General features: G+C 61.4%; 21 protein-coding genes. 9 read left to right on the top strand and 12 right to left on the bottom strand.

All coding sequences use genetic code 11. The annotated features are described in order from the left end of the window. Positions 1–61: 61 nt before the first annotated feature. Positions 62–1300, top strand: coding sequence for a diaminopimelate decarboxylase (lysA, locus tag C482_RS18910; protein ID WP_006169427.1), 1239 nt, complete (start codon positions 62–64; stop codon positions 1298–1300). Position 1301: 1 nt separating this feature from the next. Then, positions 1302–2396 (top strand): M20 family metallopeptidase, encoded by a 1095-nt coding sequence (locus C482_RS18905; RefSeq protein ID WP_006169426.1) that lies wholly within the window; start codon positions 1302–1304, stop codon positions 2394–2396. A gap of 268 nt (positions 2397–2664) precedes the next feature. Here C482_RS18905 and purB read toward each other — a convergent pair whose 3' ends face one another. Next, the gene (gene purB, locus C482_RS18900) at positions 2665–4053 is read right to left on the bottom strand and encodes an adenylosuccinate lyase (protein WP_006169422.1); all 1389 of its coding nucleotides are present in this window, start codon (positions 4051–4053) and stop codon (positions 2665–2667) included. Positions 4054–4229: 176 nt separating this feature from the next. On the opposite strand from purB, the gene purH reads away from it, so the two are divergent. Continuing rightward, entirely contained in the window at positions 4230–5921 is a 1692-nt protein-coding gene (gene purH, locus C482_RS18895) for a bifunctional phosphoribosylaminoimidazolecarboxamide formyltransferase/IMP cyclohydrolase (RefSeq protein WP_006169420.1), read from the top strand. A gap of 69 nt (positions 5922–5990) precedes the next feature. Here the strand turns inward: purH and C482_RS18890 are convergent, their stop codons facing one another. Beyond that, positions 5991–6929: a universal stress protein gene (locus tag C482_RS18890; protein ID WP_006169418.1), complete on the bottom strand. Its 939-nt coding sequence runs from the start codon at positions 6927–6929 to the stop codon at positions 5991–5993. Positions 6930–7013: 84 nt separating this feature from the next. Here C482_RS18890 and C482_RS18885 point away from each other — a divergent pair, with 84 nt between their 5' ends. Then, positions 7014–7787, top strand: coding sequence for an SIMPL domain-containing protein (locus C482_RS18885; protein ID WP_006169417.1), 774 nt, complete (start codon positions 7014–7016; stop codon positions 7785–7787). A gap of 114 nt (positions 7788–7901) precedes the next feature. On the opposite strand, the gene carA is transcribed toward C482_RS18885, so the two are convergent. Then, on the bottom strand, positions 7902–8978 hold the full coding sequence (gene carA / locus C482_RS18880) for a glutamine-hydrolyzing carbamoyl-phosphate synthase small subunit (RefSeq protein ID WP_006169414.1): 1077 nt from the start codon (positions 8976–8978) through the stop codon (positions 7902–7904). Between the two features lie 102 nt (positions 8979–9080). On the opposite strand from carA, the gene C482_RS18875 reads away from it, so the two are divergent. After that, on the top strand, positions 9081–9494 hold the full coding sequence (locus C482_RS18875) for an Lrp/AsnC family transcriptional regulator (RefSeq protein WP_004215005.1): 414 nt from the start codon (positions 9081–9083) through the stop codon (positions 9492–9494). Between the two features lie 11 nt (positions 9495–9505). Here the strand turns inward: C482_RS18875 and C482_RS18870 are convergent, their stop codons facing one another. Beyond that, positions 9506–10588 (bottom strand): GNAT family N-acetyltransferase, encoded by a 1083-nt coding sequence (locus C482_RS18870; RefSeq protein WP_006169412.1) that lies wholly within the window; start codon positions 10586–10588, stop codon positions 9506–9508. Positions 10589–10744: 156 nt separating this feature from the next. Further along, positions 10745–11545, bottom strand: coding sequence for a CehA/McbA family metallohydrolase (locus tag C482_RS18865; RefSeq protein WP_006169410.1), 801 nt, complete (start codon positions 11543–11545; stop codon positions 10745–10747). 348 nt (positions 11546–11893) lie between these two features. On the opposite strand from C482_RS18865, the gene C482_RS18860 reads away from it, so the two are divergent. Together C482_RS18860 and C482_RS18855 are read left to right on the top strand one after the other, a co-directional pair. After that, on the top strand, positions 11894–12526 hold the full coding sequence (locus tag C482_RS18860; RefSeq protein ID WP_049897010.1) for an NUDIX hydrolase: 633 nt from the start codon (positions 11894–11896) through the stop codon (positions 12524–12526). Between the two features lie 327 nt (positions 12527–12853). Further along, on the top strand, positions 12854–13171 hold the full coding sequence (locus C482_RS18855; protein ID WP_006169408.1) for a DUF7853 family protein: 318 nt from the start codon (positions 12854–12856) through the stop codon (positions 13169–13171). 128 nt (positions 13172–13299) lie between these two features. Here the strand turns inward: C482_RS18855 and C482_RS18850 are convergent, their stop codons facing one another. Next, on the bottom strand, positions 13300–13632 hold the full coding sequence (locus C482_RS18850) for a hypothetical protein (protein ID WP_006169406.1): 333 nt from the start codon (positions 13630–13632) through the stop codon (positions 13300–13302). 84 nt (positions 13633–13716) lie between these two features. Then, complete coding sequence (locus tag C482_RS18845; protein WP_006169404.1) at positions 13717–14757, bottom strand: zinc-binding dehydrogenase; 1041 nt, start codon at positions 14755–14757, stop codon at positions 13717–13719. 239 nt (positions 14758–14996) lie between these two features. Here C482_RS18845 and C482_RS18840 point away from each other — a divergent pair, with 239 nt between their 5' ends. Beyond that, positions 14997–15647 (top strand): MogA/MoaB family molybdenum cofactor biosynthesis protein, encoded by a 651-nt coding sequence (locus C482_RS18840; protein ID WP_006169403.1) that lies wholly within the window; start codon positions 14997–14999, stop codon positions 15645–15647. After that, positions 15644–16447: a 5-formyltetrahydrofolate cyclo-ligase gene (locus C482_RS18835; protein ID WP_006169402.1), complete on the top strand. Its 804-nt coding sequence runs from the start codon at positions 15644–15646 to the stop codon at positions 16445–16447. The genes C482_RS18840 and C482_RS18835 overlap by 4 nt, the downstream gene beginning before the upstream one ends. A gap of 610 nt (positions 16448–17057) precedes the next feature. Here C482_RS18835 and C482_RS18830 read toward each other — a convergent pair. From C482_RS18830 to C482_RS18810, 5 genes are all read right to left on the bottom strand, one after another. Then, complete coding sequence (locus C482_RS18830) at positions 17058–17399, bottom strand: DUF7126 family protein (protein WP_006169401.1); 342 nt, start codon at positions 17397–17399, stop codon at positions 17058–17060. Further along, positions 17396–18313 (bottom strand): glutamine-hydrolyzing GMP synthase, encoded by a 918-nt coding sequence (gene guaA, locus C482_RS18825; RefSeq protein WP_006169400.1) that lies wholly within the window; start codon positions 18311–18313, stop codon positions 17396–17398. Before guaA ends, C482_RS18830 begins: the two co-directional genes overlap by 4 nt. Then, positions 18313–20013 carry a glutamine hydrolyzing CTP synthase gene (gene pyrG, locus C482_RS18820; protein WP_006169399.1) on the bottom strand — a complete coding sequence of 567 codons (1701 nt, stop codon included), beginning with the start codon at positions 20011–20013 and terminating at the stop codon, positions 18313–18315. Before pyrG ends, guaA begins: the two co-directional genes overlap by 1 nt. Before the next feature lie 275 nt (positions 20014–20288). Further along, positions 20289–22604 (bottom strand): methyl-accepting chemotaxis protein, encoded by a 2316-nt coding sequence (locus C482_RS18815; protein ID WP_006169398.1) that lies wholly within the window; start codon positions 22602–22604, stop codon positions 20289–20291. An 888-nt stretch (positions 22605–23492) separates the two neighbouring features. Beyond that, positions 23493–24695 carry a transposase gene (locus C482_RS18810; RefSeq protein ID WP_006169397.1) on the bottom strand — a complete coding sequence of 401 codons (1203 nt, stop codon included), beginning with the start codon at positions 24693–24695 and terminating at the stop codon, positions 23493–23495. Positions 24696–24742 lie beyond the last annotated feature (47 nt).

Below are 24742 nucleotides of genomic sequence, written 5' to 3'. Positions count from 1 at the left end.
GCGTGGTCCACGACTGCCCGAACCCAAACCCTTGACTGCTCCCGGTCACTTGTGGTGACCAATGACCGATTTCGTGGATTCACCGGCTGTTCGCCTGCTCGCTGACTGGGATCACGGGCGACTCGTATCCCTTGCCGAGGAGTACGACACGCCGCTGTACGTGACCGACCTCGACCGGGTGAAAGCGAACTACACCCGCTTCGCGTCGGCGTTCCCCGACGCCGAGGTCATGTACGCCGCGAAGGCGCACACGGGGAAGGCGGTTCTCGAAGCTGTTCTCGAGGCCGGCGGCGAGATCGAGTGTGCAGCCTGGGGGGAACTACAGCGATCGATCGATGCCGGCGCTGACCCGAACACGCTGCAGTACACCGCCGTCAATCCGCCGGATCACGACCTGGACTACGCGACCGATCTTGCCGCCGAGAACCCGGGCCTGACGATCACCATCGGCGCGACCGACACCCTCGACCGCCTGCAAGATCGGGGCTACGACGGCCGGATCGCTATCCGAATCAACCCCGGAATTGGGACGGGCCACCACGAGAAGGTTGCCACCGGCGCGGACGCGAAGTTCGGTATTCCCTACGAGCGCGTCCCCGAGGTCGCAGACCGCGTCCGCGAGGAGTTCGACCTCGTCGGCCTCCACGCCCACGCAGGTAGTGGCGTTCTGACGGAGGGACTCGAGGAGCACTGCCGCGCAATCGAACGCGTCGGCGAGATGGCTCGTCGCGTCGGCGACGATGAACTCGAGTTCGTCGACGTCGGCGGCGGGTACGGTGTTCCCTACCGCGAGGACGACGAGCCACTCGATCTCGAGAAAACCTCGAATATGGTCCGCGACGCTGTGGGTGACCTCGAGGCCACACTCAAACTCGAGCCGGGCCGCTACGTCGTCGCCGACGCCTCGGTCATCCTGAGCGAGGTGAACACGATCAAAGAGGCACCAGACACCACGGTCGTCGGTATTGATGCCAGCCTGGCGACGCTGATCCGACCTGCGATGTTCGGTTCCTACCACCCGATGTACAACGTCAGTGCGCCCGACCGCGAGCCACACGAAGTCACCGTCGGCGGCCCGGTCTGTACCAGCGCGGACGTCTTCGCACACGACCGGCCGATCGCCCGCCCGGAGCGCGAGGACATCATTGCCATCGGGAACGCGGGCTCCTACGGCTACGAACTCGCGAGCCAGTTCCACTCCCAGCCCCGGCCAGCAGAGGTAGCACTCGAGAACGGTGAGGCGCGCGTCGTGCGCCGGCGGGAGACGCTCGAGGACGTGACTCGCGTCGAGCAGCACTGAGATGGTAACCGTGTTCGACATCGCTTCGTTCCACACCGACGCGGTACAGATTCCGTCCCACGAGGATGTCGCCGAGATGCGTGAGTTCCTGCTCGAGACGCTTCGGGATACCGGGATCGAGCCGGAGGTGGACGACCTCGGGAACGTGCTGGCGACGCGCGGAGATGACACAGGCGGTGATACGCACATCGTCCTCAACACCCACATCGACACCGTTCCGCCACACGTCCCCTACGAGCGCGACGGCGACATCGTCCGTGGACGCGGGACCTGCGACGCGAAGGGACCACTCGCCGCACTACTCGCCGCCTTCCTGCGAACCGAACCCGAAACCGGGACGCTCACGCTGGCGATCACCACCGACGAGGAAACACTGATGACCGGCGCTGAGGCGCTCCAAGAGCTCCTCTCGGCGGACGGCTACATCGTCGGTGAACCCACCGACCTCGACGTCTGTATCGCCGCCCGCGGGCAGTGCGAGGGCACCGTCACCATCGAGGGCGAGAGCGGCCACGCCGCGAGCGTCCCCACAGAACACAACTCGATCGCCGCGCTCTCGCACGTACTCGAGTCCCTCCGCGAGTACGACGACGCCGCGGGTCCCGGCGCGGACGACGTGCTCGGCGAGCCGAAGCTGACGCCGACCGTACTCGAGGGCGGCGAGGCGTCGAATCGCGTTCCTGATCGTTGTCGGCTCACGTTCGATCGCCGGAGCGTCCCGCCGGAGACGAGCGAGTCATTCCGTGCGGATCTGGAGAGGTTTCTCGCGGATCGGCTACCGAGCGATCACGCAGTCGATGTCTCGGTGGATCTCATCCGCCCCGATACGCCGTTTCCGCAGGCGTTCGTGACCGACGGGGAGGCAGAGTTGGTGCGAACGCTGCAGGATGCAAGCGGCGGCGAGGTGCGGCCGTTCGGGGCGGCGACCGAGGCTGGCTTCTTCGCGGCCGACGCGCCGACGGTCGTCTTTGGTCCGGGCGTCCTCGCAGACGAAGCGGGTGCTGTCGCACACGCCGAGCGCGAGTACGTGCGGCTCTCAGCGATTGAGGCTGCGGCTGACGCAGTCGAGGAGACGCTGGCTGTACTCGTCGGCTGAGTGGTACCGCAGAACGCTGCTCACCACTTCGTCGAGATGTACAACAGCGCAATCATGCACAGGATCGCGATCAGAAAGAGGAGCGCAGTAGCGATTTCGGGGAAGAGACGCTCGACCATAGTCGAGCGTTCGGAGTCGAGGCTCAAATCGGTACTGGTTGCGCTGAAGTCTGGTAGCGATAGCTCCCGCCGCTGAGAACAGCTATTGTCGGGGATGAACCCCAATCGACGAGAAGATAACTACTGCCGGGGATGGCAACACCGTACCGTCAGTTCTCGATGTCGTCGACCAGCCCAGCCGCAATACCGGTGTATCCCGCCGGCGTTAGCGCGGCGAGTTCCTCGCGCACGTCCTCGTCCACGTCGAGATCCGTAAACAACTCCTGGAAGTCTGCGAGTGTCACGTCCTTCCCGCGGGTGAGCGCCTTCACCTGTTCGTAGGCGTCTTCCTGGCCCTCGCGGCGGAGAATCGTCTGGACGGCCTCGCCGATAATTTCCGGGGTGGACTCGAGTGCCTCGCGCATGACGTGCTCGTTGGGGACGACCTTCTCGAGGCCGGCGGCGGTCTTCGAGTAGCCGATCAGACAGTGAGCGAAGGCAGCACCGATATTGCGCTTGACGGTCGAATCGGAGAGGTCACGCTGGAGCCGCGAGGTGGTGACGTAGTTGCCGAGGAACGTGAGATCGGAGTTGGCCTTCGAGAGGTTGCCCTCGCTGTTTTCGAAGTCGATCGGGTTGACCTTGTGGGGCATCGTCGACGACCCCGTCTCACCTTCGACGGCCTCCTGGCCGAGGTAGCGGTCGGAGACGTACAACCACATGTCCAGATCGAGGTCGAGGAGCACGCTGTTTGCGCGTCCGAACGCGTCGAACAGCGCCGCGAGGTCGTCGCAAGGATTGACCTGCGTCGTGAGTTCGGTGAACTCGAGCCCGAGACCGGTGACGAAGTCGACGGCAAAGGACTGCCAGTCGACGTCGGGGTAGGCCGCGACGTGGGCCGCGTAGGTTCCCGAGGCACCGCCGAGCTTGCCCGAGAGGTCGTCGGTCGCCGTGCGGATCTGGCCGGTCGCTTTCCCGAGTCGGGCGGCATAGACGGCAAGTTCCTTGCCGAAGGTCGTCGGCGTCGCGGGCTGGCCGTGGGTACGAGCGAGCATCGGCAGGTCGCGGTACTCTCTGGCCATCTCGGCGAGCGTATCCTGCACGTCGTACAGTGCCGGCAGCAGCACCTCATCGACGGCGTCGCGGACGAGCAGCCGGTGGGCGAGGTTGTTCACGTCCTCGCTGGTCAGTCCGAAGTGGATCCACGCGGAGGCGTCACTGTCTTCGGGCAGCCGGTGGCGGACGAAGTACTCGACGGCTTTCACGTCGTGGTTCGTCGCCTCGAACTCCTCGTGGCCCGTGGTTTCAAGTTTCTTGATCAGCCGGGCGTCCTCTTCCGCGAAGTGCTTGTACAGCCCGCGTAGTTCCTCGCGCTCGGTGAGGTCGAGTTCGAGTGGCGTCGCCTCGAGGTCAGCTAGGGCGATCAGGTACTCGACTTCGACGCGGACGCGGGCGCGCATGAGCGCGGCCTCGCTGGCGTACGGCGAGAGCCGTTCCGTTCGGTTTCCGTAGCGCCCATCGAGCGGCGAGACCGCGTACAGTGCGTCGGTGTCGGTCATTGTCCGAGAGTTTCCAGCGCCGTGCAAAAGAGTGTCGAAACGCGAGTGCGGTTCGGACACGACTGTGTATACCTCCTCGAACAAAACTCGATATAGGTAGTTTTTGATACACACATATGCATACATTGCGGATGAAGACCGCAACCACTTTGCCCCTCGCGGGTGGCCGTACACCCATGACGCGAATCGCCGGGATGGCCGGCAACCGAGGGCGCAACCTGTTGAACATCGCCGACCGACGACCAGGCGGCGCGGAACTGGCCGTCGTGCTTGCGACTAGTGCAGACGCACCGGTACTCGAGTCCGCCGCAGAGCGCGGGATTCCGACCGAGGTCGTCCCGCTCGCAGACGGCATGAGCCGAACGGAACACGAGGAGGCAGTCCTCGAGGCCCTGTCGGACTACGAGTTCGATCTGGTTTGTCTCGACGGCTACATGCGCATCCTCTCGAGTACGTTCCTCGAGGCAGCACCGACGACGCTGAACGTCCACCCGTCGCTGCTGCCGTCGTTCCCGGGAATGGACGCCTGGGGCGACGCGCTTGAGGCGGGCGTCTCGATGACGGGCTGTACGGTCCACGTGGTTACTGACGCCACCGATGGGGATGGCGAGGTCGTCGAGAGTGAGGTCGACGCTGGCCCGATCGTCACCCAGGAGCCGATTCCGGTGTATGAGGGCGACGATCCAGAGAGTTTGAAAGAGCGCGTGCTCTATGAGGGCGAGTTTCGCGCGTACCCGCGTGCAGTGAAGTGGTTCGCCGAGGGTGCTGCGACTGTCGACGAAGCCGCCGGAACAGTGACGGTCGACGCCGACGTGGCGACCGTCAACGACGCGGACCACGATGGAAGCGAGGGGCCACGCGCCTCGGACAGTCGAGCGGCGAAGCCGCGAGACGGCCTGCCTGGTCGCCGACTCGTCTCGAGCGACCGACTCGATACCCTCCGCTACGGAGAGAACCCACACCAGGACGCCGCCGTCTACGCGGACTACACTTGCGACGAGGCCAGCGTCGTCCACGCCGACCAGTTGAACGAGGGTGCGAAGGCCCTCTCGTACAACAACTACAACGACGCCGACGGCGCGTTGAACCTGATCAAGGAGTTCGACGAACCCGCCGCCGCAGTGATCAAGCACACGAACCCGGCCGGCTGCGCCACAGCCGACTCCCTCGCTGCAGCCTACGAGAAGGCTCTTGCAACGGACCCCCAGAGCGCATTCGGCGGGATCGTCGCCCTGAACCGGGAGTGTGACGCAGCCACCGCCGAGCAGATCACCGACTCGTTCAAGGAGATCGTCGTCGCGCCGGGTTACACCGACGATGCGCTCGACGTGCTCTTCGAGAAGGAGAACCTGCGCGTTCTGGACGTTGGTGAACTGTCCGACGAACCGACCGGGAGATTCACCGAGAAGCCGCTCGTCGGCGGCCGACTCGTCCAGGAACGCGACCTGCAAACCATCTCGGTCGACGACCTCGAAATCGTCACCGAACACGAGCCGACGGCGGAGGAACTCGAGTCCATGGTGTTCGCGTGGCAGACGCTAAAGCACGTGAAGTCGAACGGGGTTCTCTTCGCGGACGGCACGGAGACAGTCGGTATCGGGATGGGGCAGGTGTCCCGTGTCGACGCCGTTCGACTGGCGGCGATGAAGGCGGACGAGCACGCCCAGGGGAAGGATGCTGAGGGCGCGGTCATGGCTTCGGACGCGTTCTTCCCGTTCCCGGATGGGATCGAAGAGGCGGCCGAGGCGGGTATCGAGGCGGTCGTCCAGCCCGGCGGGTCGGTTAACGACGACGACGTGATCGAGGCGGCGGACGAGCACGGAATCGCGATGGCGTTTACGGGTCAGCGGTCGTTCCGACACGACTGACTCCCTGTCGAAACTGCGAGCAGCGCGTTCTGGATGGCTATTGACTGTTCTTTTATTTTCCGCCAGCCGCTATCGGAACCGGTCACGAACTCGCCGCCACACCGTCTTCGGCACGCCCTGGTGGCGTTTCGCCATGATAACCGTGCTCTCGGCCTCTCGACCTATCGTCTCGGGTACGTCACCGACGAGCACACTCCTGAGAAGGCCGTTCTCTGCGGCACCGATAACCACCGCGTCGTGCGCTGTCGCCTGCGCAAGAATCGTCTCAGTTACGTCGCCCTCGAGTACCGTCTCCGTCACCGAGTCGACGACGCCGAGCGACGGACTCGTTTCCGTGAGCATTCCGCGCGCATCGGTCAGTTGCTCGTCGTCTCGAGTTGGAACCACCGTCAGCAGTTCGACTCGTGCATCGTAGGCGCGAGCAAGTGAACCGGCAGTTTCGGCTGCGAGTTCGGTGTTCGGGCCACCAGCGACGGGAACGAGGATTGATTCGATGTCGGTCACGGTTCGATCGATCCGCTTCACCAGCACGTCACACGGCGCGTTGGCGAGCACCGCGTCGATGTGGCTCCCGAGTACGACGTCGCGACGCCGGGGCCGGCCGCGCCAGCCGACCAGCACTGCAGCGGCGTCGAGTTCCGCGGCGACATGGCAGATTCCGTCCGCGATATCGCGACCGAACCGAATCCGACCGGTTGCGTTCACGCCGTAACCGCGCGCCCGCTCGACCACGTCCGCAAGTAGTGTCTCCTCATCCTCGATGTCGAGCGTGTCCCGAGCGTGCTCGAGTGACAACTGCATCGGGACGGTAACCACCGACAGGACGACGAGTTCGAGGTCGCGGTCGTGTGCGAGGTCGACGGCAGTATCGAGCAGTCGGTCGGCGGTTTCGGGGTTCGCGATGGGAACGAGCAGCCTGTCAGCCATACGGTCGAGTCGACACACACCGCCAACCGCCAAGAACGCTCGGCGGCGTTCCAGTTCGTGCGAGACGGTAGAGATCGGCATGTATGACGCCCGAAACCCACAGCACACTGAAAGAGTGATTTGACCTTGACGAATCATTATTTGACTGGCACGTCTCGAGAGCGTATGGATCGACGACAGTTCCTCGCGGCATCGACCGTCGGTGTCGCAGCGACGACGGCAGGATGTCTCGGCAACGTGCTCTCGAGTACGGACGAGCCCGAGCAAGCGGAGGAAGGGACGAGCACAGCCAGCGTAGACAACACGATTACCGTCGCCGCCGACGGTGAGGTCGAAACGGAACCCGACCGGGCGACAATGAGTCTCGGCGTCGAAAGCGTCGACGAGTCGGCCGACGCGGTGAGCGACGACCTGGCGACCCGCTCGGAACAGCTACGGGAAGCGTTCGACGACCTGGGGATTCCCGAGGATAACATTGAGGAAGGACGGTACAGCGTCCGACCTTCGCGGGCGGCGAGGCGTGAGGAAGGGGTCGAGGAGTTTGTCGGAACGCACTCCTATCAGGTGACACTTGACGATGTCGAACGTGTCGGTGAAGTGATCGACGCCGCAGTCGACGCCGGCGCTGACGATGTCGGTCGGGTGAACTTCACGGTCCAAGACGAGACCCGTGCCGAACTTCGAAAGGATGCGATCGATGACGCGTTGGCGATGGCTGACGAGGAGGCCGAACACATCGCCTCGAATCGTGGCGTCGAACTTACCGGCACGACGGCGGTGACGACGAGCGACGTGCGGGTGAGTACGGTTCGCCACGACGTGGCCTACGAAACGGATGACGCTGCCGACGCCGCACCCGAGACCGAGATTGACGCGGATCCGGTGAGTATTACGGCGAGTGCAACGGTGGAATACGGATTCTCAGGCACCGGAGAATAAGGACGAATGAGGTAGCACATTTTCATCGATATTGCCGCCAGTAAGTGCAGTAGTGAGAGAAATGGGACTGAGATACGACCGAAGCGACTTGAGTGTGAACGCTGGTAGCCCAGCTTAGTCGTCTGCCGGAACCGCTCGCTGTGACGTGTTCGATGCCATACCGAGAACACTGTCGAAGAAGTCGAGGGTATCTTCCGGGCCAGGGTTCGCTTCGGGGTGGTACTGGCGGGTGATGATATCGTGGTCGACGCCGTCGAGCCCCTCCGGCGTGTCGTCGTTGACGTTGATCTGGGTGACTTCGAGGTAGTCGCCGGGTTCGTCGACGGTGTAGCCGTGATTCTGGGTCGTCATGACGACCTGACCGGAGTCGAGATCGAGCACCGGCTGGTTGACGCCGCGGTGGCCGAAGTCCATCTTCGCGGTCGTGCCGCCGAGCGCTTCGGCGACGATCTGCTGGCCGAGACAGATGCCAGCGACCGGCGTGTCCTCGACGAATGCCTCGACGAGCGCGATTGCCTGCTCGTAGTTTGCCGGGTCACCCGGGCCGTTCGAGATGAACAGAATGTCCGGATCGGCGGCTTCGACATCGCTTACGGCTGCGTCGTATGGCAGCACGTGAACCGTCGCGTCGCGGGCGAGCAGGGAGTCGACGATCGATCCTTTCGCACCGCAGTCGACGAGTGCGACGGTTTCGCCGTCGTTGTCAGCGCCGTAGACGGTCGGTTCGTCGACGCTGACCTGTGCGCCGATGTCCGTGTGGTCGCTCATCGCCTTGCACTGTTCGAGTTGCTCGAGTGCGTCCTCCTCAGTCGCGTCCTCGCCGACGGCGATGCCGCACTTCATCGCGCCGCCGTCGCGGATGTCAGTGACGACATCTCGCGTGTCGAGGTGGTCGACCGCCGGCACGCCCTCCGTTTCGAGCCAGTTGGCGACATCCTCGGTGAGTTCCTTTGCGAGCACGGCGCGTGGGTGGACGCGGTCGTCCTCGAATCGTTCTTCTCGCACGCCGTAGTTGCCGATCAGTGGGTAGGAAAAGGTGAGGATCTGTTCCTCGTAGGATGGATCGGTCAGGCTCTCCTCGTAGCCGGTGTATGCGGTGGTGAAAACCAGCTCGCCGCGAGCCGTTCCTGAAGCACGACCACGTCCCTCGAGTACGTGTCCGCCCTCCAGCGCCACGTAGGCTGCTGTCATTACGAACTACGTATTGGATACACCGGCATAAGTGTTGTCTTCGAAACTCAGTTACGAATTTCGTAATGGGTAAGTGTGCCACCCCCGTAGTGTCAGATCTCTATGGACGAACTCGACCGATCGATCCTCAACATCCTGCGCCGAGATTCCCGAACGCCGTACACGGAAATCGCAGACGAGGTCGGGACAAGCGAGGGGACGGTGCGCAACCGCGTCGAACGGATGATGGACAACGACGTCATCGAACGCTTTACCATTTCGACGCACACGGGCAACGTGAAGGCGATGCTCGAGATCAGCGTCGCGGTCGACGTCGACACGAAGGGCATCTCCGAACGGATGGCCGAGTGGGAGGAAGTCGACTTCGTCTGGATGGTCTCGGGCGAACAGGACGTCGTCCTCGTGGTCGACGCCGCGGACACGCGCGGGGTGAACGATCTAATCACGAAGGCGCGCGACCAGGAGGAAGTCGTCAGCACGAAAACGCGGCTGATTCTCGACGAACAGCTCGGCTGAACGCGGGTTTCTCAGACGCCGTCGAAGCGCTGATAGAGCGACCGCCCTCGACGGACGAGCGGCCAGACCGGATTCGTGCCACGCTCCCAGTAGACGTTCGGAACGAGCTCGCCACCGAACTCCTCTTTGAAGGTGAACGCACCGTCCCGGAAGTCCGCGCCACCGCCGCCGAAATCGTACGCCTCGTAGCCGTTTTCGATCGCCCACTGAAACACGTAGTCGTAGAGCCGTTCGGAGGCGTAGTACTCGAAGTACGCCGGCGGAATCGCCGCGAAGAAGCCGTGAACGGTGTTTCGCTCGTCGTTGAGGAGTTCGAGGAAGCCGCCGGCGTACTCACCCTCGACGTAGAGCTGTGCGAGCAGGATGCGGTCTTCCATCTCCCGCAACTGCTCGAAGAACGCGCGGGGATAGACGTGCCCGCCGACGCTCTCCATGTGCTGGCGGTACCGCTCGTAGAAGCGCGTCAGTTCCTGGTGCGTGAGCTCCGCCTCGACGATATCGTGGTCGGTCTCTCGCCCCCGTCTGATCGCCCGGCGCTTCGAGCTATCCATCCCATCGAACACCGCATCGTAGCCGTTCGAAAGCGGCAATACGAATCGCCCGCCGACGCGATTCGATTCGTAGCCAGCCCCAGACAGCGCGCCGTCGTACCGGAGAAAGTTCGTGTTGCAGGCTCGGATTCCGTGGACGATCGTCCGCCGCGAACAGCAGTCTGGGATCGTCTCGAGTACGAGTGAGAGTGAGTCGTCGACGTCGGTCGTCAGTAACGGGCCGCCGAAGCCGGGATAGATCGAGGTTAGCCGGGAAAATGGCGTCTTCGGGATCGGCACGACGAAGTTCGGGACGACGCCGATGAGGTTCGAGTCCTTCTCGACCAGCAGGTGTCTCGCTGGGTGTCCGATCCCCAGTTCGACCGCCGCAAGCCACTCGTAGCGGTGAAATACCGTCCCGAGGTCGGCGCGTTCGACCACCTCGTTCCAGCGATCGCGATCGATTTCCCGGATCGTATCGACGGCGGCAACCGTGAGCCCCGTTTCCGAGTCGGTCGTCTCGGATCGACTCGAGTGGGTGCTGGCTGTCGCTTGCGAGGACATCTGTCGTCTCCGGTTTCGGAGGTGTGCTTGATTAAGTTATGTTCTCGTACAGCGACGTATGCTGGGCCTTGGTGCTGTACGGTGTCCCTGTCCGGCCGGAGTGGGACGTTCTGGTGTCGGCTCAGAACCCGGGTTCGTTGTCGACGTTTGGGATGATTACTGTGAAGGAGTGGACTTCGTTGTGTCTGTCGTCGCAGCCTCCGTCTCCCTCTCCGCCCCCATGCCCATCTCCGTTTCAGCCTCGTCCTCCTGTTGCATCGCGCGCTGCTCGAGTGCCACCCGTGACTCGGCCAGCACGTCGTCTGGATACTTCCGCTGGTGGATCCACCGGTAACCCTGCCGAAGCGCCGAATCGAGCGGGCCGTTCACGACGCGTGGCTGGACCCGCCCGTCACGAATCGCCTCGACAACCGCTGCAGGTGTGAGCTCCGGCGCATCGACTCTCGTGTACGCCCGTCCGACCTCGAACGGAAAGTGTGCGTCACTGCCCGCGACGATCGGTAGCTCCCACTCTGCGGCCAGTGACTCGACGAGCGTTCGCGTGCGCGGATGCTTCCCGTTGATCTCGATCGCGTCGAACGGTACATCGGTAAACCGCTCGCTCAGCACATCACTATCACGGTATGGATGGGCTACGATCGCCGCACAGCCGCGCTCGTGTGCTTTCTCGACGACCTCTCTCGGAGTGTACTCGAGTGGCACCGTCTCGCGCGGCGGGTCGGGACCGATAACGAGGACGTGACCGTGAGTGGTCGATACTTCGATACCGGGAATTGTAACGGTGGCCGCGGGCTCGACTGGCGTGTAGTAGTCGTGGTTGGTCGTTGCGACGCCGTCGAGACCGCGTCTGTGGGCGATTTTCGCGAGCATGCTCGCACCGTATGGATCGTACCGGTCGCCGAACGACCGCCGGCCGTGGAAAAACCGGGTGTGTGTGTGGAGATCGACGGTGTACATGCGGAGACCAACGCTGGGGGTGCCCTTTTGCGCTTTGTTTGGACACCGTAGTCTATGCCATCGGCCGGTGGTCCCAACGGCGACGCGGCCCTGCTCGGGGATGCGGCGCTAGACAGTCTGTTCGACCGGGGTGGCGAACACACCGTCCGGCGGATGATGGCGTTGTTGACGATTGAGTGTCTCGATGGTCCCGTCGAGGCTGTACTCGACGGGGAGTTACTCGAGACGGCGACGCTGGAGATTCTTCGAGCGTCGACCACTGAGCTGTCCGAGCGGCGTATCGGCTGGACAGCCCACGGGTACCACAGAAGGCGAACTGGTTTCACGCACCGCTATGACTGTGTATCCATGAGCACACCTGGCGCGCCGGGCGAGAATCACGAACATGATGACACCGAACACGAACACGAGCACAAGAACGCTCGTCAGGACGTGATCGCCGTCGACGAAACCGACACCGCACTCGAGTTGGTCAACCGACTCGAGGCCCACACCGGCGACGGCATCCGTCACCGGGCGTTCACCTCACTCGTATTCGACCAGGACGACAACGTACTCCTGGCACAACGAGCACCAGAAAAGCGCCTCTGGGGAACCTACTGGGACGGGACTGTCGCCTCCCACCCCGTTGAGGGCCAGAGTCAGGAGGAGGCGACCCGCCAGCGACTCGAGGAGGAACTTGGGATTACGCCCGATCAGTACGACGACCTGCGGGTCACCGACCGCTTCGAGTACAAGCGCTACTTCGAAAACGCAGGCGTCGAACACGAAGTCTGTGCTGTATTGAAGCTCACGCTGACTGATAGCGACCTCGACCCGAACGAGGAAGAGGTTGCAGGGCTGCTGTGGGTCCCCTACGAACGTCTGGCCGAGCATCCCGAATGGTACCGACAACTCCGTCTCTGTCCGTGGTTCGAAATCGCGATGCGACGGGACGTACAGACTGATGCTGCCGCACAGACTGCATCGGAACTCGAGTAGCTTTCTCTCGCGTATTCCTCCCCTGGCGCTGAATGAACTGCTCGATGAACTGTCTCGCTACACTCCAGGTGGGTGCCCGGCTACTCGGCCACGTCCGTCGCCCGACCGACCGACGACGGTTTCCGCCGCGCGGTCGCCGACGCGCTGTCCAGTCGGCGAGACGCTGGTCCGCATCTTCTGACAGACCAGATTTTGGCTCCCGTGCATTCGAGCCGACATCTGTCGTTCACTTCGCCGTTGGTTGTTGTATGACAGCACGTGACAAACTTTATGAGCACATCCCCCGTAGTGTCGGGCGAGGGCCGACGAAATCGGTCCAGTATCGCAATGAGTACCCCACCATCGGAAACCGAATACCACGACGTCACGCTCTCCAGAGAAGAAGAATGGGTCGTTCACCACTCACTCATCGACCGAGTCGATGATGCGCTCGACGAGGACTCGTCGCCACCATCGTGGACACTCACCTTGGTCGAAACAGTCGAATCACACGACGACACAGAACAGTTCACCACGGCACAGATTCGACGACTCACGACACTGTTGACCGAGTATGTCGACCGCGAGGAGACACCGGCTCGAGACGTCGAGCACGGTCGGGCCGCCATCGACCGGCTGGACGGGGTACTCGAGTCCCGTGGATAATTCACCGGCCGTACTCGAGTAGAACGAGCCGGGTTGTGTCCCGCTGAATCCCAATCGGAATCAGAATCGGAATCGAAATTGTATTGTTGTCGTTTCGAACGCTCCACAGTACCGATTTGACTCGTAATCTACGGGCGCGTGGTTGCCCACACCGCCGTAATCGCGAGCAGTGCCGCCGGGAACAGCGGCAAAATCAAGAGCGCAACGAAATAGTTGAGCGTCGGCGGCCAGAGCAGGATCGAGAGTGGAGCGACGAGGAACGCGATGATGATGACGCCGACGAGCACCCACCCGCGCCAGTCAAAGTCTCGATCAGCCGTTGTAGGGTTGCGCGGGTTCTTGGTCCAGTCTGCACCGCTTTCGGCGGCGCTGTCGCCCGCCTCGTTGTTGGTGTCGGCTGTCCCGTCGCCGTCGAACGCCGATGGATCGTGGACGTAGCCGCCGTCGTCGCTCGAGGTCACAGTGGAGGGTTTCGCCTCGGTGATGAAAGCACTCACGGTTCACCGGTGTGGGCGGCTGACGTGCCGGGCTGACGGTCGTTCGACTTAGAGCTCGCTATCCGGCCGCACAACCACCTTGCCGAACCCTTCCCGGCCCTCGATGATCTCGTGGGCGCGAGCGGTCTGGCTCATCGGCAGTACCTCGCGGATCGCAGGCGTGAACGTGCCGTCCCAGACGAGTTCCATCACGTCGTCGACCTGGCCGGGCGAGCCCATCGTCGAGCCGATAATCTGGAGCTGATTCCAGAAAATGCGCGGGATATCCGTCTCCGGGTTGCCGCCGGCCGTACCGCCGCAGGTGACGAGGCGGCCGTTCTTCGCGAGGCTCTTGATCGAGTCACGCCAGGTGCCAGCGCCGATGTAGTCGACGACGACATCGACGCCGCGGTTGCCGGTCTCGCTGCGGACCCACTCCGCGAAGTTCTGTTCCTCGTAGTTGACCACGTGGTCCGCGCCGTGCTCGCGGGCGTACTGAAGTTTCTCCTCGGTGCTCCCTGTCGCGTACACCTCCGCACCGGCGTAGTCTGCAATCTGGAGCGCAGCGTGACCGACGCCGCCGCTCGCGCCAAGGACGAGCACCTTCTCGCCGGCCTCGATGTCCGCGCGGTCGATCAGCATCCGCCAGGCGGTCTGGAAGACGAGCGAGGATGCCCCTGCGGTGATCCAGTCGACGTGTTCGGGGACTGGAATCAGGTTGTCCTCCGGAACGGCGGCGTACTCGGAGTGGACACCGGTCACGTGCTCACCGAGGAGGTGGAAGTTCACGCACAGCGTGGGGTCGCCGCTGCGACAGAACTCGCAGTGGCCACAGTTGACGCCCGCTGTCACCGCGACGCGGTCGCCGGGTTCGAAGCGGGAAACATCTTCACCGACGGCCTCGACGACACCCGCAGCGTCGCTCCCGGGGACGTGTGGTAGCTCAAGGTCGAGCGTCGGCAGGCCGCGCCGAACCCACACGTCGAGGTGGTTGAGTGCGCCGGCTTTGACGTCGACGAGCACGTCGTTGCGACCCACCTCGGGGTTGGGGTACTCGCCGTACTCGATGCCGTCGGTCCCACCGTGTGCGGTGATTTTGATTGCCTGCATAGATACAGATAATCCGAAACAGTGGCATAACAGTTGTGAACCTGGTGAGTCATCCCCGATTCCTCAACACCCATCGAGAAAGATCCCTTCACAGTGCCGATCTGTTCGATAGAAGCTATCCCACCTCACTGACTTTCCAACGCGGACGCGACGCTCGTCAGCGAGCGCGTCCCCCGCCGCCGTCGGCTCCTCAAGCCTACAAGAACCAGTGTTTTACCCACTGGCGGTTAATACGGCCCATGAACGAGTCGAGCGATTCACCGTCGGAACCAGTACCAGCCGACACAGCCGCCGAATCGACGACCACCGAGACGCCCGACACGCTCGGCATTGGGCTCGTCACCGTCGCCGACGACCGGACACTCGAGTCCGACGCCGCTGGCCAGGTCCTCGCCGAGACGTTCACCGAGGCGGGCCACGAGGTAGCGATGCGAGAGCACGTCGGTCGCGAGCACGATACCGTCCAGTCGATCGTCTCGCGGATGGTCGACCGCGGCGACGTGGACGTGGTTATTACGGCGGGGGCGACGAGTATCGAGCCGGACGATATCACGATCGAAGCGGTCCAGCCACTCATCGAAAAGTCGTTGACCACGTTCAGCGAACTGTTTACGCACCTCTCTTATGAGGCACACGGCAGCCGTGTCGTCGGTGCGCGGACGGTCGGCGGTGTCACCGACGAGACGCTCATCTTTGGTCTTCCCGGGAACGCCGACGCGGCCGAACTCGCGGCGACAGAAATCCTTGTTCCGGAGTGCCCCCATCTCGTCGAACTCGCACGAGATGGCGCTGGCTCGGACGATATCGAAGAGACTGATCCTGAGTCGGCTGAATCGCCAGCTACTGGGCCGGATGGGACGGCCGAGGCCAACGGTGGTGAGGACGTGTGAGCGACGAGCAGGTCACCGGTAACGGTGTGCAAGAGCAGCCGTCGCAGGTCGACGACGAACTGTCAAAAGACACGATCCGCGAACGCGTCTGGGACGAACTCGAGGACAGCGGCGTCGCGCGGTTCCCGTTTCCACCGCACGGGCGGATCCCCAACTTCGAAGACGCGAACTCGGCAGCCGAGCGCCTGGCCGCCCAGCCGGAGTGGGAACACGCGACGACGATCAAAGCGAATCCCGACGCCCCACAGCTTCCGGTTCGTCGGCGCGCGCTGCGGGACGGCAAGACCGTGTACATGGCGGTGCCGCGGCTGCGCGACGAGGAGTGCTTCCTGAAACTCGATCCGAGCGAACTGGACGACTACGACGCGGCCACCACAGTTTCCGGCTCGTCGAAACACGGCGAGCAGGTCGGCCCCGAAGCGGTCGACGAAATCGACCTGATCGTCTCCGGAAGCGTCGGCGTTCGCGCCGACCCCGAGGTCGATCCCGCAAATGGCGGCCGAATCGGCAAGGGCGAGGGCTACAGCGATCTCGAGTTCGCCGTCCTCTTCGAACTCGGCCTCGTCGACGAAGAAACGCCGGTCACGACGACCGTTCACGAGCGGCAACTGCTGACAGCTGCTGAGGCCGGGGCACTCGAGTTGGACGACCACGACGTACCGATGGATCTGGTCGTTACACCGGATCGAGTGCTGCGGCCCGGTGGCGGCGAGAAACCGGACGGACTCGACTGGGACAAGCTCTCCGAGGAACGGCTTGCGGAGATTCCGGTACTCGAGCGTGTCCGGTCGCAGTCCTAATCTGCCTCTTTCTGGTCCTTCTATCCTCCTGTCCCATCTTCCTCTCCTGACCCCCGTTGATCCACCTGACCCGATCGTTACTGTAGGGCGTTGGACGAGGGACGAGCGTAGAGACAACGCAGGAGCTGTGGATACAGAGCCAGCGTTTAGAGATGACCGTCGCTCGGGAACGAAGCGAACTCGGGACACAAATCGCGTCCCGAGTCAGATGCCAAAACCACAGGACGTGACGCAGGCCGGTGCAGCGGAGCCTGCGCCACAACGGTGTGGCAATGGTGGGGGGAAGGGTGCTGTGGTGGGATTGCTGGAAGTCACGGGAGTTGGCGTTGGGTGCCTTGGGTGAGGGTAGCCCGTCGACCTCCATCGGATGGTATCGCCGGTACCTACTTGAACTGTCGTGATGGTCGAACCATCTTGCACCGAGTTACGCCCGATTTAAGCCAGATTTAATCGCTGGATTCGGACCAGAGGACCGTTCACAGACGGTGAAACCGATTTTCGCCCAGTTTGTCGATCCCCTATGGCGAGCGCGGCAATGTTTGCCGATTCATATGCGCTATCTCGCGGGTACAAGTCGGCTAGAAGATGATCCGGGTGGCCCCGGGGTCACTTACTCGACGAGTTCTTCCGCGACGACCGTGGCTGACATCAGTCGCGGATCGATCGCCAGGTCGAGCTGTCCCTTGACGAACTCGGGAACAGTCCGTCGCGCGTAGGTGACCGTCCGCAGGTCGTCGGTGAGATCGCAGACGATCGGAATCGTCGTCGCTTGATCAATATCGGTCAGCACGTATAGATCAGCGTCGACGATGCCGGCTTCCTCTAGCTGTGGCCGCGTGACGACACCGTTGAGTCTGGTGACCGTGAGACCTTCGTTCTCGAGTGCCGCGCCGATCTCGTCCTCGTCGGGACCGGCGACGATCGCCCGTCGGTTCTGGGTGTCCTCGCTCATTCGTACTCGATCGTCGCTGGTGGCTTGTGGGTCACGTCGTAGACGACGCGGGCCACGTTCTCGTTCTGGCCGGTGATGCGCGACTGGATGCGCTGGAGGGTCTCCCAGTCAATCTCCTGTGCGCGTGCGGTCATGCCGTCACGCGATTCGACGGAGCGGACGGAGACGACCCAGCCGTGGACGCGGTTGTCGCCTTTGACGCCGGTTGCCTTGCCGATCACCGCGGCGAGGGCTTGCCACGGCTCGTACTCCTCGAGTTCCTCTTCGACGACGTGGCAGGCATCGCGGGCGACCTCGAGCTTTTCTTCGGTAACTTCGCCGATTACGCGAACCGCAAGACCCGGACCGGGGAACGGCATTCGCTCCGCGACGAGTTCGTCGAGGTCGAGATGGCGTGCGACCTCGCGCACTTCGTCCTTGTAGAGGTCGCGGACGGGTTCGACGATGCCGTCGAAGTCGACGACATCTGGGAGTCCGCCAACATTGTGGTGGGACTTGATCCCGCCCTCGCTCTCGATACGGTCGGGGTAGATCGTTCCCTGGACGAGGTAGTCCGCGTCGGCGTCTTTGGCTTCGCGTTCGAACTCGCGGATGAACTGCTCGCCGATGATCTCGCGCTTCTTTTCGGGATCGACCACGCCCTCCAGGGCCTCGAGGAACCGATCCTTCGCGTCGACGATCCGCAGCGAGTCCATGTAGTCGAACGTCTCGCGGATCTGGTCGGTTTCGCCCTTGCGCATCAGGCCGGTGTCGACGTAGACCGGGGTGAGCTGGTCGCCGATGGACTCGTAGGCGAGTGCTGCGGCGACCGACGAGTCGACACCGCCTGAGAGGGCGATGACGGCGTTTGCGTCGCCGATTTCGTCTTCAATCTCTGCGGTTGCTTCCGGGACGAACGTCTCTGTGTCTACCATTAGTGTGTAACCTCCGTTTCGGTGTCTGCGTCAGTGTCGCTATCTGCATCGTGCTCCGCGCCTGCCGACGTGCTTTCGTTGCTCTCGTCGGCGATTGCCTCGACCAGTCCGAGGAACGGTGGGCTCGGCTGCCCCGGCCGGGACGTGTACTCGGGGTGGAACTGCGTCCCGAGGAAGTACGGATGGTTCTCGAGTTCGAGGATCTCCATCCGGTTGCCCGCGGTGCCGGAGAACGTCAGCGGCTCCTCCTCGAAGTCCTCGAAGTACTCGGGGTTGACCTCGTATCGGTGACGGTGGCGTTCGGAACAGGACGTGTCGCCGTAAATCTCGTAGGCGAGCGTCTCCGGTTCGATGACGGTCGTGTGGCCGCCGAGGCGCATCGTGCCGCCCATGTCTTCGACTTCGTACTGCTCGGGCAGGATGTCGATGACCGGATGTGGCGTCTCCTCGTCCATCTCGGCGGAGTGGGCGTCCGCGTAGCCGAGGACGTTTCGCGCGTACTCGATGACGGCCATCTGGAAGCCAAGACAGAGCCCGAGAAACGGCACGTCGTTCTCGCGAGCGTACCGAACCGCCTCGATCTTGCCTTCCGTCCCCCGCATGCCGAAGCCGCCGGGGACGATGACGCCGTCGACCGACTCGAGTTGGTCGTCGTGGCCGTCGGCGAGTTCACCGGCCGGCACCCAGTGGACGTTCACGTCGACACCGACCTCGAAACCGGCGTGTTTAAGCGATTCGTGAATCGACATGTAAGCGTCTGTCAGGTCGTACTTGCCGACCAGCGCGATGTCGACCGCGCCGTCTTTCTCGGTTGTGACGATTTCGCGCCAGTCGTTCGCGCGCTCGCCCTCCGGCAGCGCCTCCTCAGCGAGGCCGAAGTGCTCTAAGACGTACTGGTCGAGTCCCTCCTCTTCGACCATCAGCGGCACGTGGTAAACGTCCTCGACGTCGGGGTTCGAGAAGACAGCCTCCGTCGGAATGTCACAGAACAGCGCGATCTTCTCCTTGGTCTCGGGATCGAGTTTGTCCTCACAGCGGCCGACGATCACGTCGGGCTGAAGCCCGATCGAACGGACCTCCTTGACGCTGTGCTGGGTCGGCTTGGTTTTCTGTTCGCCGTTTTTCGAGTAGGGGACGAGCGTGACGTGCGTGAACAGAATGTCCTCTTCGTCTTCCTCGTGGGCGAACTGGCGCAGGGCCTCGAGGTAGGGCATCCCCTCGATGTCCCCAACGGTGCCGCCGACCTCGATGATACAGACGTCGGTTCCCTCGGCGGCCTCGCGGATGCGTCGCTTGATATCGTCGGTGATGTGCGGGATGATCTGGACCGTCTTCCCCAGGTAGTCTCCGGCACGCTCCTTCTCGATGACGTGCTGGTAGGTCTTCCCGGTGGTGATGTTGTGGTCCGAGGTCATGTCGATATCGAGGAATCGCTCGTAGTTCCCCAGGTCGAGGTCGACCTCGCCACCATCCTCCAAGACGTACACCTCCCCGTGCTGGTAGGGGTTCATCGTCCCCGCGTCGACGTTCAGGTACGGGTCGATCTTTACGGCGGTGACATCAAACCCGGCGTTTTTAAGGAGGCGGCCGGTGCTCGCGGCCGTAATCCCCTTTCCGAGTCCTGACATCACGCCGCCGGTGACGAAGATGAACTTGTTCCCCAGTGAGGGGTCATAATGAGTGTCCGGTTCCGTCGGCATACCGAGTGTCCGCGTGAGCGGTTGAAAACGATTTCGGGAGCGTCTCGTCACCGGTAATGGCTGTCATTCCGATACGTGACAGGTCAACTTTCGATCTCCTGGTTTTGCTTGATACAGCGGCGGTTGAAAACTCTGCTCTCAGTTGCTGTCCTCTCCTTTTCGTCTGTCGTGTGGAGTCTCAACTGGTAGGCCAGATAGGGGGCGTGTCTCCTGTAACGGTTGAACGCCACTCGCCACCACATCTTGTCACGTCCGCCCAACACCAACAGGTGTGGTCAGTCCCTGCCAGCAGTTGTTTCGAACCGCTCGGTCTGAGACTGTAACTCGTTTGCACGTTCCGACAGGGTGTCCGCAGTCGATGCGATTTGTTGGATCGTACTGGTCTGTTCTTCAGCAGCAGCCGAGACGTTCTGCGCTTCGCCCGCTGTCTGATCACTAACCTTCGCGACGTCGTCAACCATCCGTGCGACCTCCTGTGCCGATTCGGCTTGATCGTCCGTCGCATCGTTGATCGATTGAATGCCGGCGTTGGCAGCTTCGACTCGATCAATGATCGTTTCGAAGATCGATACGGTTTCGTCGATCGTCTTTTGACCGGTTTCGATGTTCGATTGCATTTCGAACATATCGCTTGCCAGCGCATCGGTCGACGCTTCGACGCCAGCGACCAACTGTTCTACCTCGCTTGTCGCTTCATCAGTCTCTTCCGCAAGCGCTTTCACCTCGTCAGCAACCACGGCGAACCCACTTCCTTCCTCGGATGCGTTTGCCGCTTCAATCGACGCGTTCATCGCGAGTAAATTGGTCTCTGATGCAATGTCGTCGATCAACTTGACGACCTCGCCGATCTGTTCTACCTCCTCTTGCAGCGTGAGCATCTCTTCGACGGCTTCTTCCGCTTTCGTCTCGACTTCATCCATCCGTTCGGTAGTCCGTTTCGCTGCCTGCTGTCCCTGTTTCCCCATCTCAGCAGCCTCTCGAGACTGGCTGGCAACGTTATCCGACGACGATGCGATCTCCTCGACGGTTGCTGAGAGGTCACTCATTTCCCCCGCGGCAGTCGTAAGCTTCTGACTTTGCCGCTCTGCGCCGGCCGATATCTCTTCGATGCTTTCGGCAACGGCAACGCTTGAGGTTTTGATCTCGTTGGTCGAGGTCGTCATGTCGGAACTGATTCCGTCGACGTCTTCGACGAGAGCCTGGATTTCGATGACTAACCCTTCAAGATCGTCGATCATCTCGTTGAACGCGGTCGCGATGCGTCTGAGAGCGTCGTTGTCGATGTCCGTCTCGAGTCGCTGCGTGAGGTCGCCGTCGGCCGCTTTTGTTAGATGAGTGCTAAATTCATTGGCCTGACGTTCCAGCGATGTTGCAAGTTGTTCGGCGTCCGCTTGTGACTGTTCGGCCTCCACTCGAGATCGTTCTGCTTCCTCGCGAGCCTGTTCGAGGTCAGTAATGAATTGTTGGAGGTCACTCTGCATTTCGGTTAACCTGTGTCCGAGTCGTCCAGGCACTGGTTCCTCGAGGATATCATCGTCAAAGTTCTGTCGCGAAAGTGCATCAGCCTGTGCAGCAACGACGTTCAGATAGTCTTCGATATCCCGAAACGCGGTTCGTACCTGTCCGACCTCATCGATCCGATTCTCGTCCGTAATCTCTTGGTCAAGATTGCCGTCGGCGAGTGCGGCCGCTTGTGTCGATACGGACCGGAGCGATCGCATCGGTCCGCGCTCAACCATCACACCAAGTGACACTAGCCCGAGCAAGCTAGCCCCGAGAAGCAACCACAGGTTCGACCTGACTTGCTGGGCGATCAACAGCGCTTCGGATCGTGGGGCCTCTTTCACGACGACCCAGTTCAACTCGGCCTGATTGACCGGTGTGAACGCGACAACGGAATCGTCTGTCAGTATCGTTCTCTCACTGTCTGCTTCGACGGTGGTGCTGATCTCCTCGCCAGCAGAGTCAAACTCGGTCAGAAACGCAGATTCGTTTTCGTCAAAAAGGATATCGCCCGTTGTATCGCCGATCACGGTCGTCGCCGTTCCATTGATTGGACTTTCGAACTGTTCTGCCCGATCACTCGTTCGAATGACCATCACGAATGCGTGATCGGTCTCGGGAACCGGTGAAACGAACGCGACTGACGGGGCCCCATCGTCCGAGTACATCCACGTTTGAATGACGGTGTCTGGATCATCGAACGAAACCGCCTCGAACTCCTGTTCCTGTGGCCAGACGATGTTCGTTGCTTCCACGTCGTTTCCTTCGATCTGGGCGTCTGTACTCGCAGTGATCGTTTCTTGCTCGTGATCAAGATAATGCAAATGCGCTATTTCCGGCGGGAGATGCTCAAGTTCGTTTGTCAACATCGATCGCGCATGGCCCGGTTGTTCTGCCTGCAGGTCCCGGTGTTCAGACAGCGTTCGAGCCGTCGACTGCTGTGCTGTGACCCACTGATCGAGCGATTCTGCTTCCTGATGGGCGTTCGTCAGTAGGTTTTCCCGCTGTTGGTCAGTAAGCTGAGATGTAACTGCCGACTGTGTCAGCAGACCTAGTGCGATTACAGTCAGAATAATGACTCCAACCACAACGAAGAACTTCCGGGTATAACTTTTCCTAATGACGTTTGGAAGCCTCTGTTCCACTTTCATTGGCGTTTCGTCCCCGTTGGATCCAACTCTCGTTGAGGCATATGACTCTCGTATCTGCTGAATTATAATAAACCGTTTGGGCAACACTATGAGTTTATGTCAGTTCCAACATTCGCGTGGTGTATTTCTCTACTGAGCGATACGTGAACACTGGGTTGAATATACTTCCGACGCCGTTCAGCGAGGACCCACTGGTGGCGAGGTATTCAATGCCACAACCCATCCACGACTGGAATCTGTCCGGGGGACCTGGACCAGCCTCACCGGTTACCCCTTCGAAACGAAGATCACCGTAACGCCGTCGAAAACACACGCACAACGCTGAGTCTGGTCCTCTCTATGTCCGCCACCCTCCCAGGCCTCGAAGTCGAAGTTGTGGCCGGTCTCGGTGACCAACTCCCCGGATCGTTTACAGGTTGAGCAGGCGCAAAGCCTCGCCGTTCACAGTCGTTGCCGAACCAAGATGTAGAACAAACTGAAACAGATTGCTTCGTCACTTTCGGTGACNTTTACAGGTTGAGCAGGCGCAAAGCCTCGCCGTTCACAGTCGTTGCCGAACCAAGATGTAGAACAAACTGAAACAGATTGCTTCGTCACTTTCGGTGACGGAGTAATTGATCCAGTGAGTGGAGCTGCGGTTGAGAGAGCGAAGGAGCGCCGCTCGTCGGCGCTCCGTAGCGTTATCACTCATTGGGTGCTTCCTAACCGATTAGCTCGGTCGTCTGGAGTGGAGTTCTATCCGTAGTCGGTTGGAAGAACAAATTCCTGGAAGATCTTCGTTGAGATCGGTGGCTTCCCTGGAATTGTACCATCTGTNGTGGAGTTCTATCCGTAGTCGGTTGGAAGAACAAATTCCTGGAAGATCTTCGTTGAGATCGGTGGCTTCCCTGGAATTGTACCATCTGTAACGAGAACATTCGCTAAAACCCAGAGATTGTACAGTGCAACCGCAAACAGAAAGTAGAACAGTCGCACCGAGAACGTCGGCGACGACGTTCTCGGAAGAAAGTCACCGATCTGCCGGTATGAGGTTTCAATCTCCCATCGGCGGCGGAATGCTGCCGCGTACGCTCGTGCTGCTTCTGGCTCTATCTCTCGGTTTGTGACAAACCACACGTGTTCGTCCTCTNCCCATCGGCGGCGGAATGCTGCCGCGTACGCTCGTGCTGCTTCTGGCTCTATCTCTCGGTTTGTGACAAACCACACGTGTTCGTCCTCTTTCGACCGGTGTGGGACAGCAAAGACTGTTACAGGAACTGATGCGGTCGGTTTCCGTTTGCGTTGCATGAGATAGTCATCGACGACCGTCTCAGCGTCGGCGCTGAGACGGTCTTTCATCCCTTTACTCGGACGCGCACGAACGATGTAATCGACGTCGAGTTGTTCCAGTTCCGCGACAACGTGAACCTGATAGAAGCCACGGTCAAGATAGACGTGTCTGAGCGAGATGTACTGCTGGGCGGTCTCCAGCAGCGTTCGAACGGCTTCGCGCTTGGCGCGAAAGCCGTTCTCTTCGAGCGGAAGTACAGCAAGCGTAAATCGTGTTCTAGGTGCCACAATACAGAGAGTCGCAAAACAGTACGTTCGAGTCGTTCCTTGATCCGGGTAGGTGGTGAGAACGTGATCTGTGTCGGCTGCACCGTAGAACCGCCACTCGTGAAGATCGATCGCGACATCGACACAGTTCGGTAACAGCCGACGTTTCCGAAGAATCTCGAAGAGATCGTCGCGGACGCCATCGAACTGCTCGTCGATGGCGTCCGCTTCCAGATTCCGAAGATGGTAGAGAAGTGACTTTGCAAGCGAATTGCGAGCCGTTGACGTGATGTCAACTGGTTCCTTGTGATCTAACTGGTACGTTTTCCCGCCTGTATTGGCGAACTCTTGATCAAAAGCGATCCGAGAGAGGACTTCGAGAAAGTCCTCTCTCGTGTACTTTCCACACGACTTGATGTCAAAGTCGAGTTCTGGGTAGACAAGAGTTGATGCGGCACGACAGGCCTGTTTTGCTTCGGTTGTCTTGACCATAGACAACCTCACCAGCAGTGTCGTGAATTAGGTTCGGCGTCTACTGT

This window comes from Natrialba chahannaoensis JCM 10990 (assembly GCF_000337135.1).
Classification (GTDB): Archaea; Halobacteriota; Halobacteria; order Halobacteriales; family Natrialbaceae; genus Natrialba; species Natrialba chahannaoensis.
Note: the sequence above shows the minus strand (reverse complement) of the source record. Positions and strands in the feature narration are given on the sequence as shown.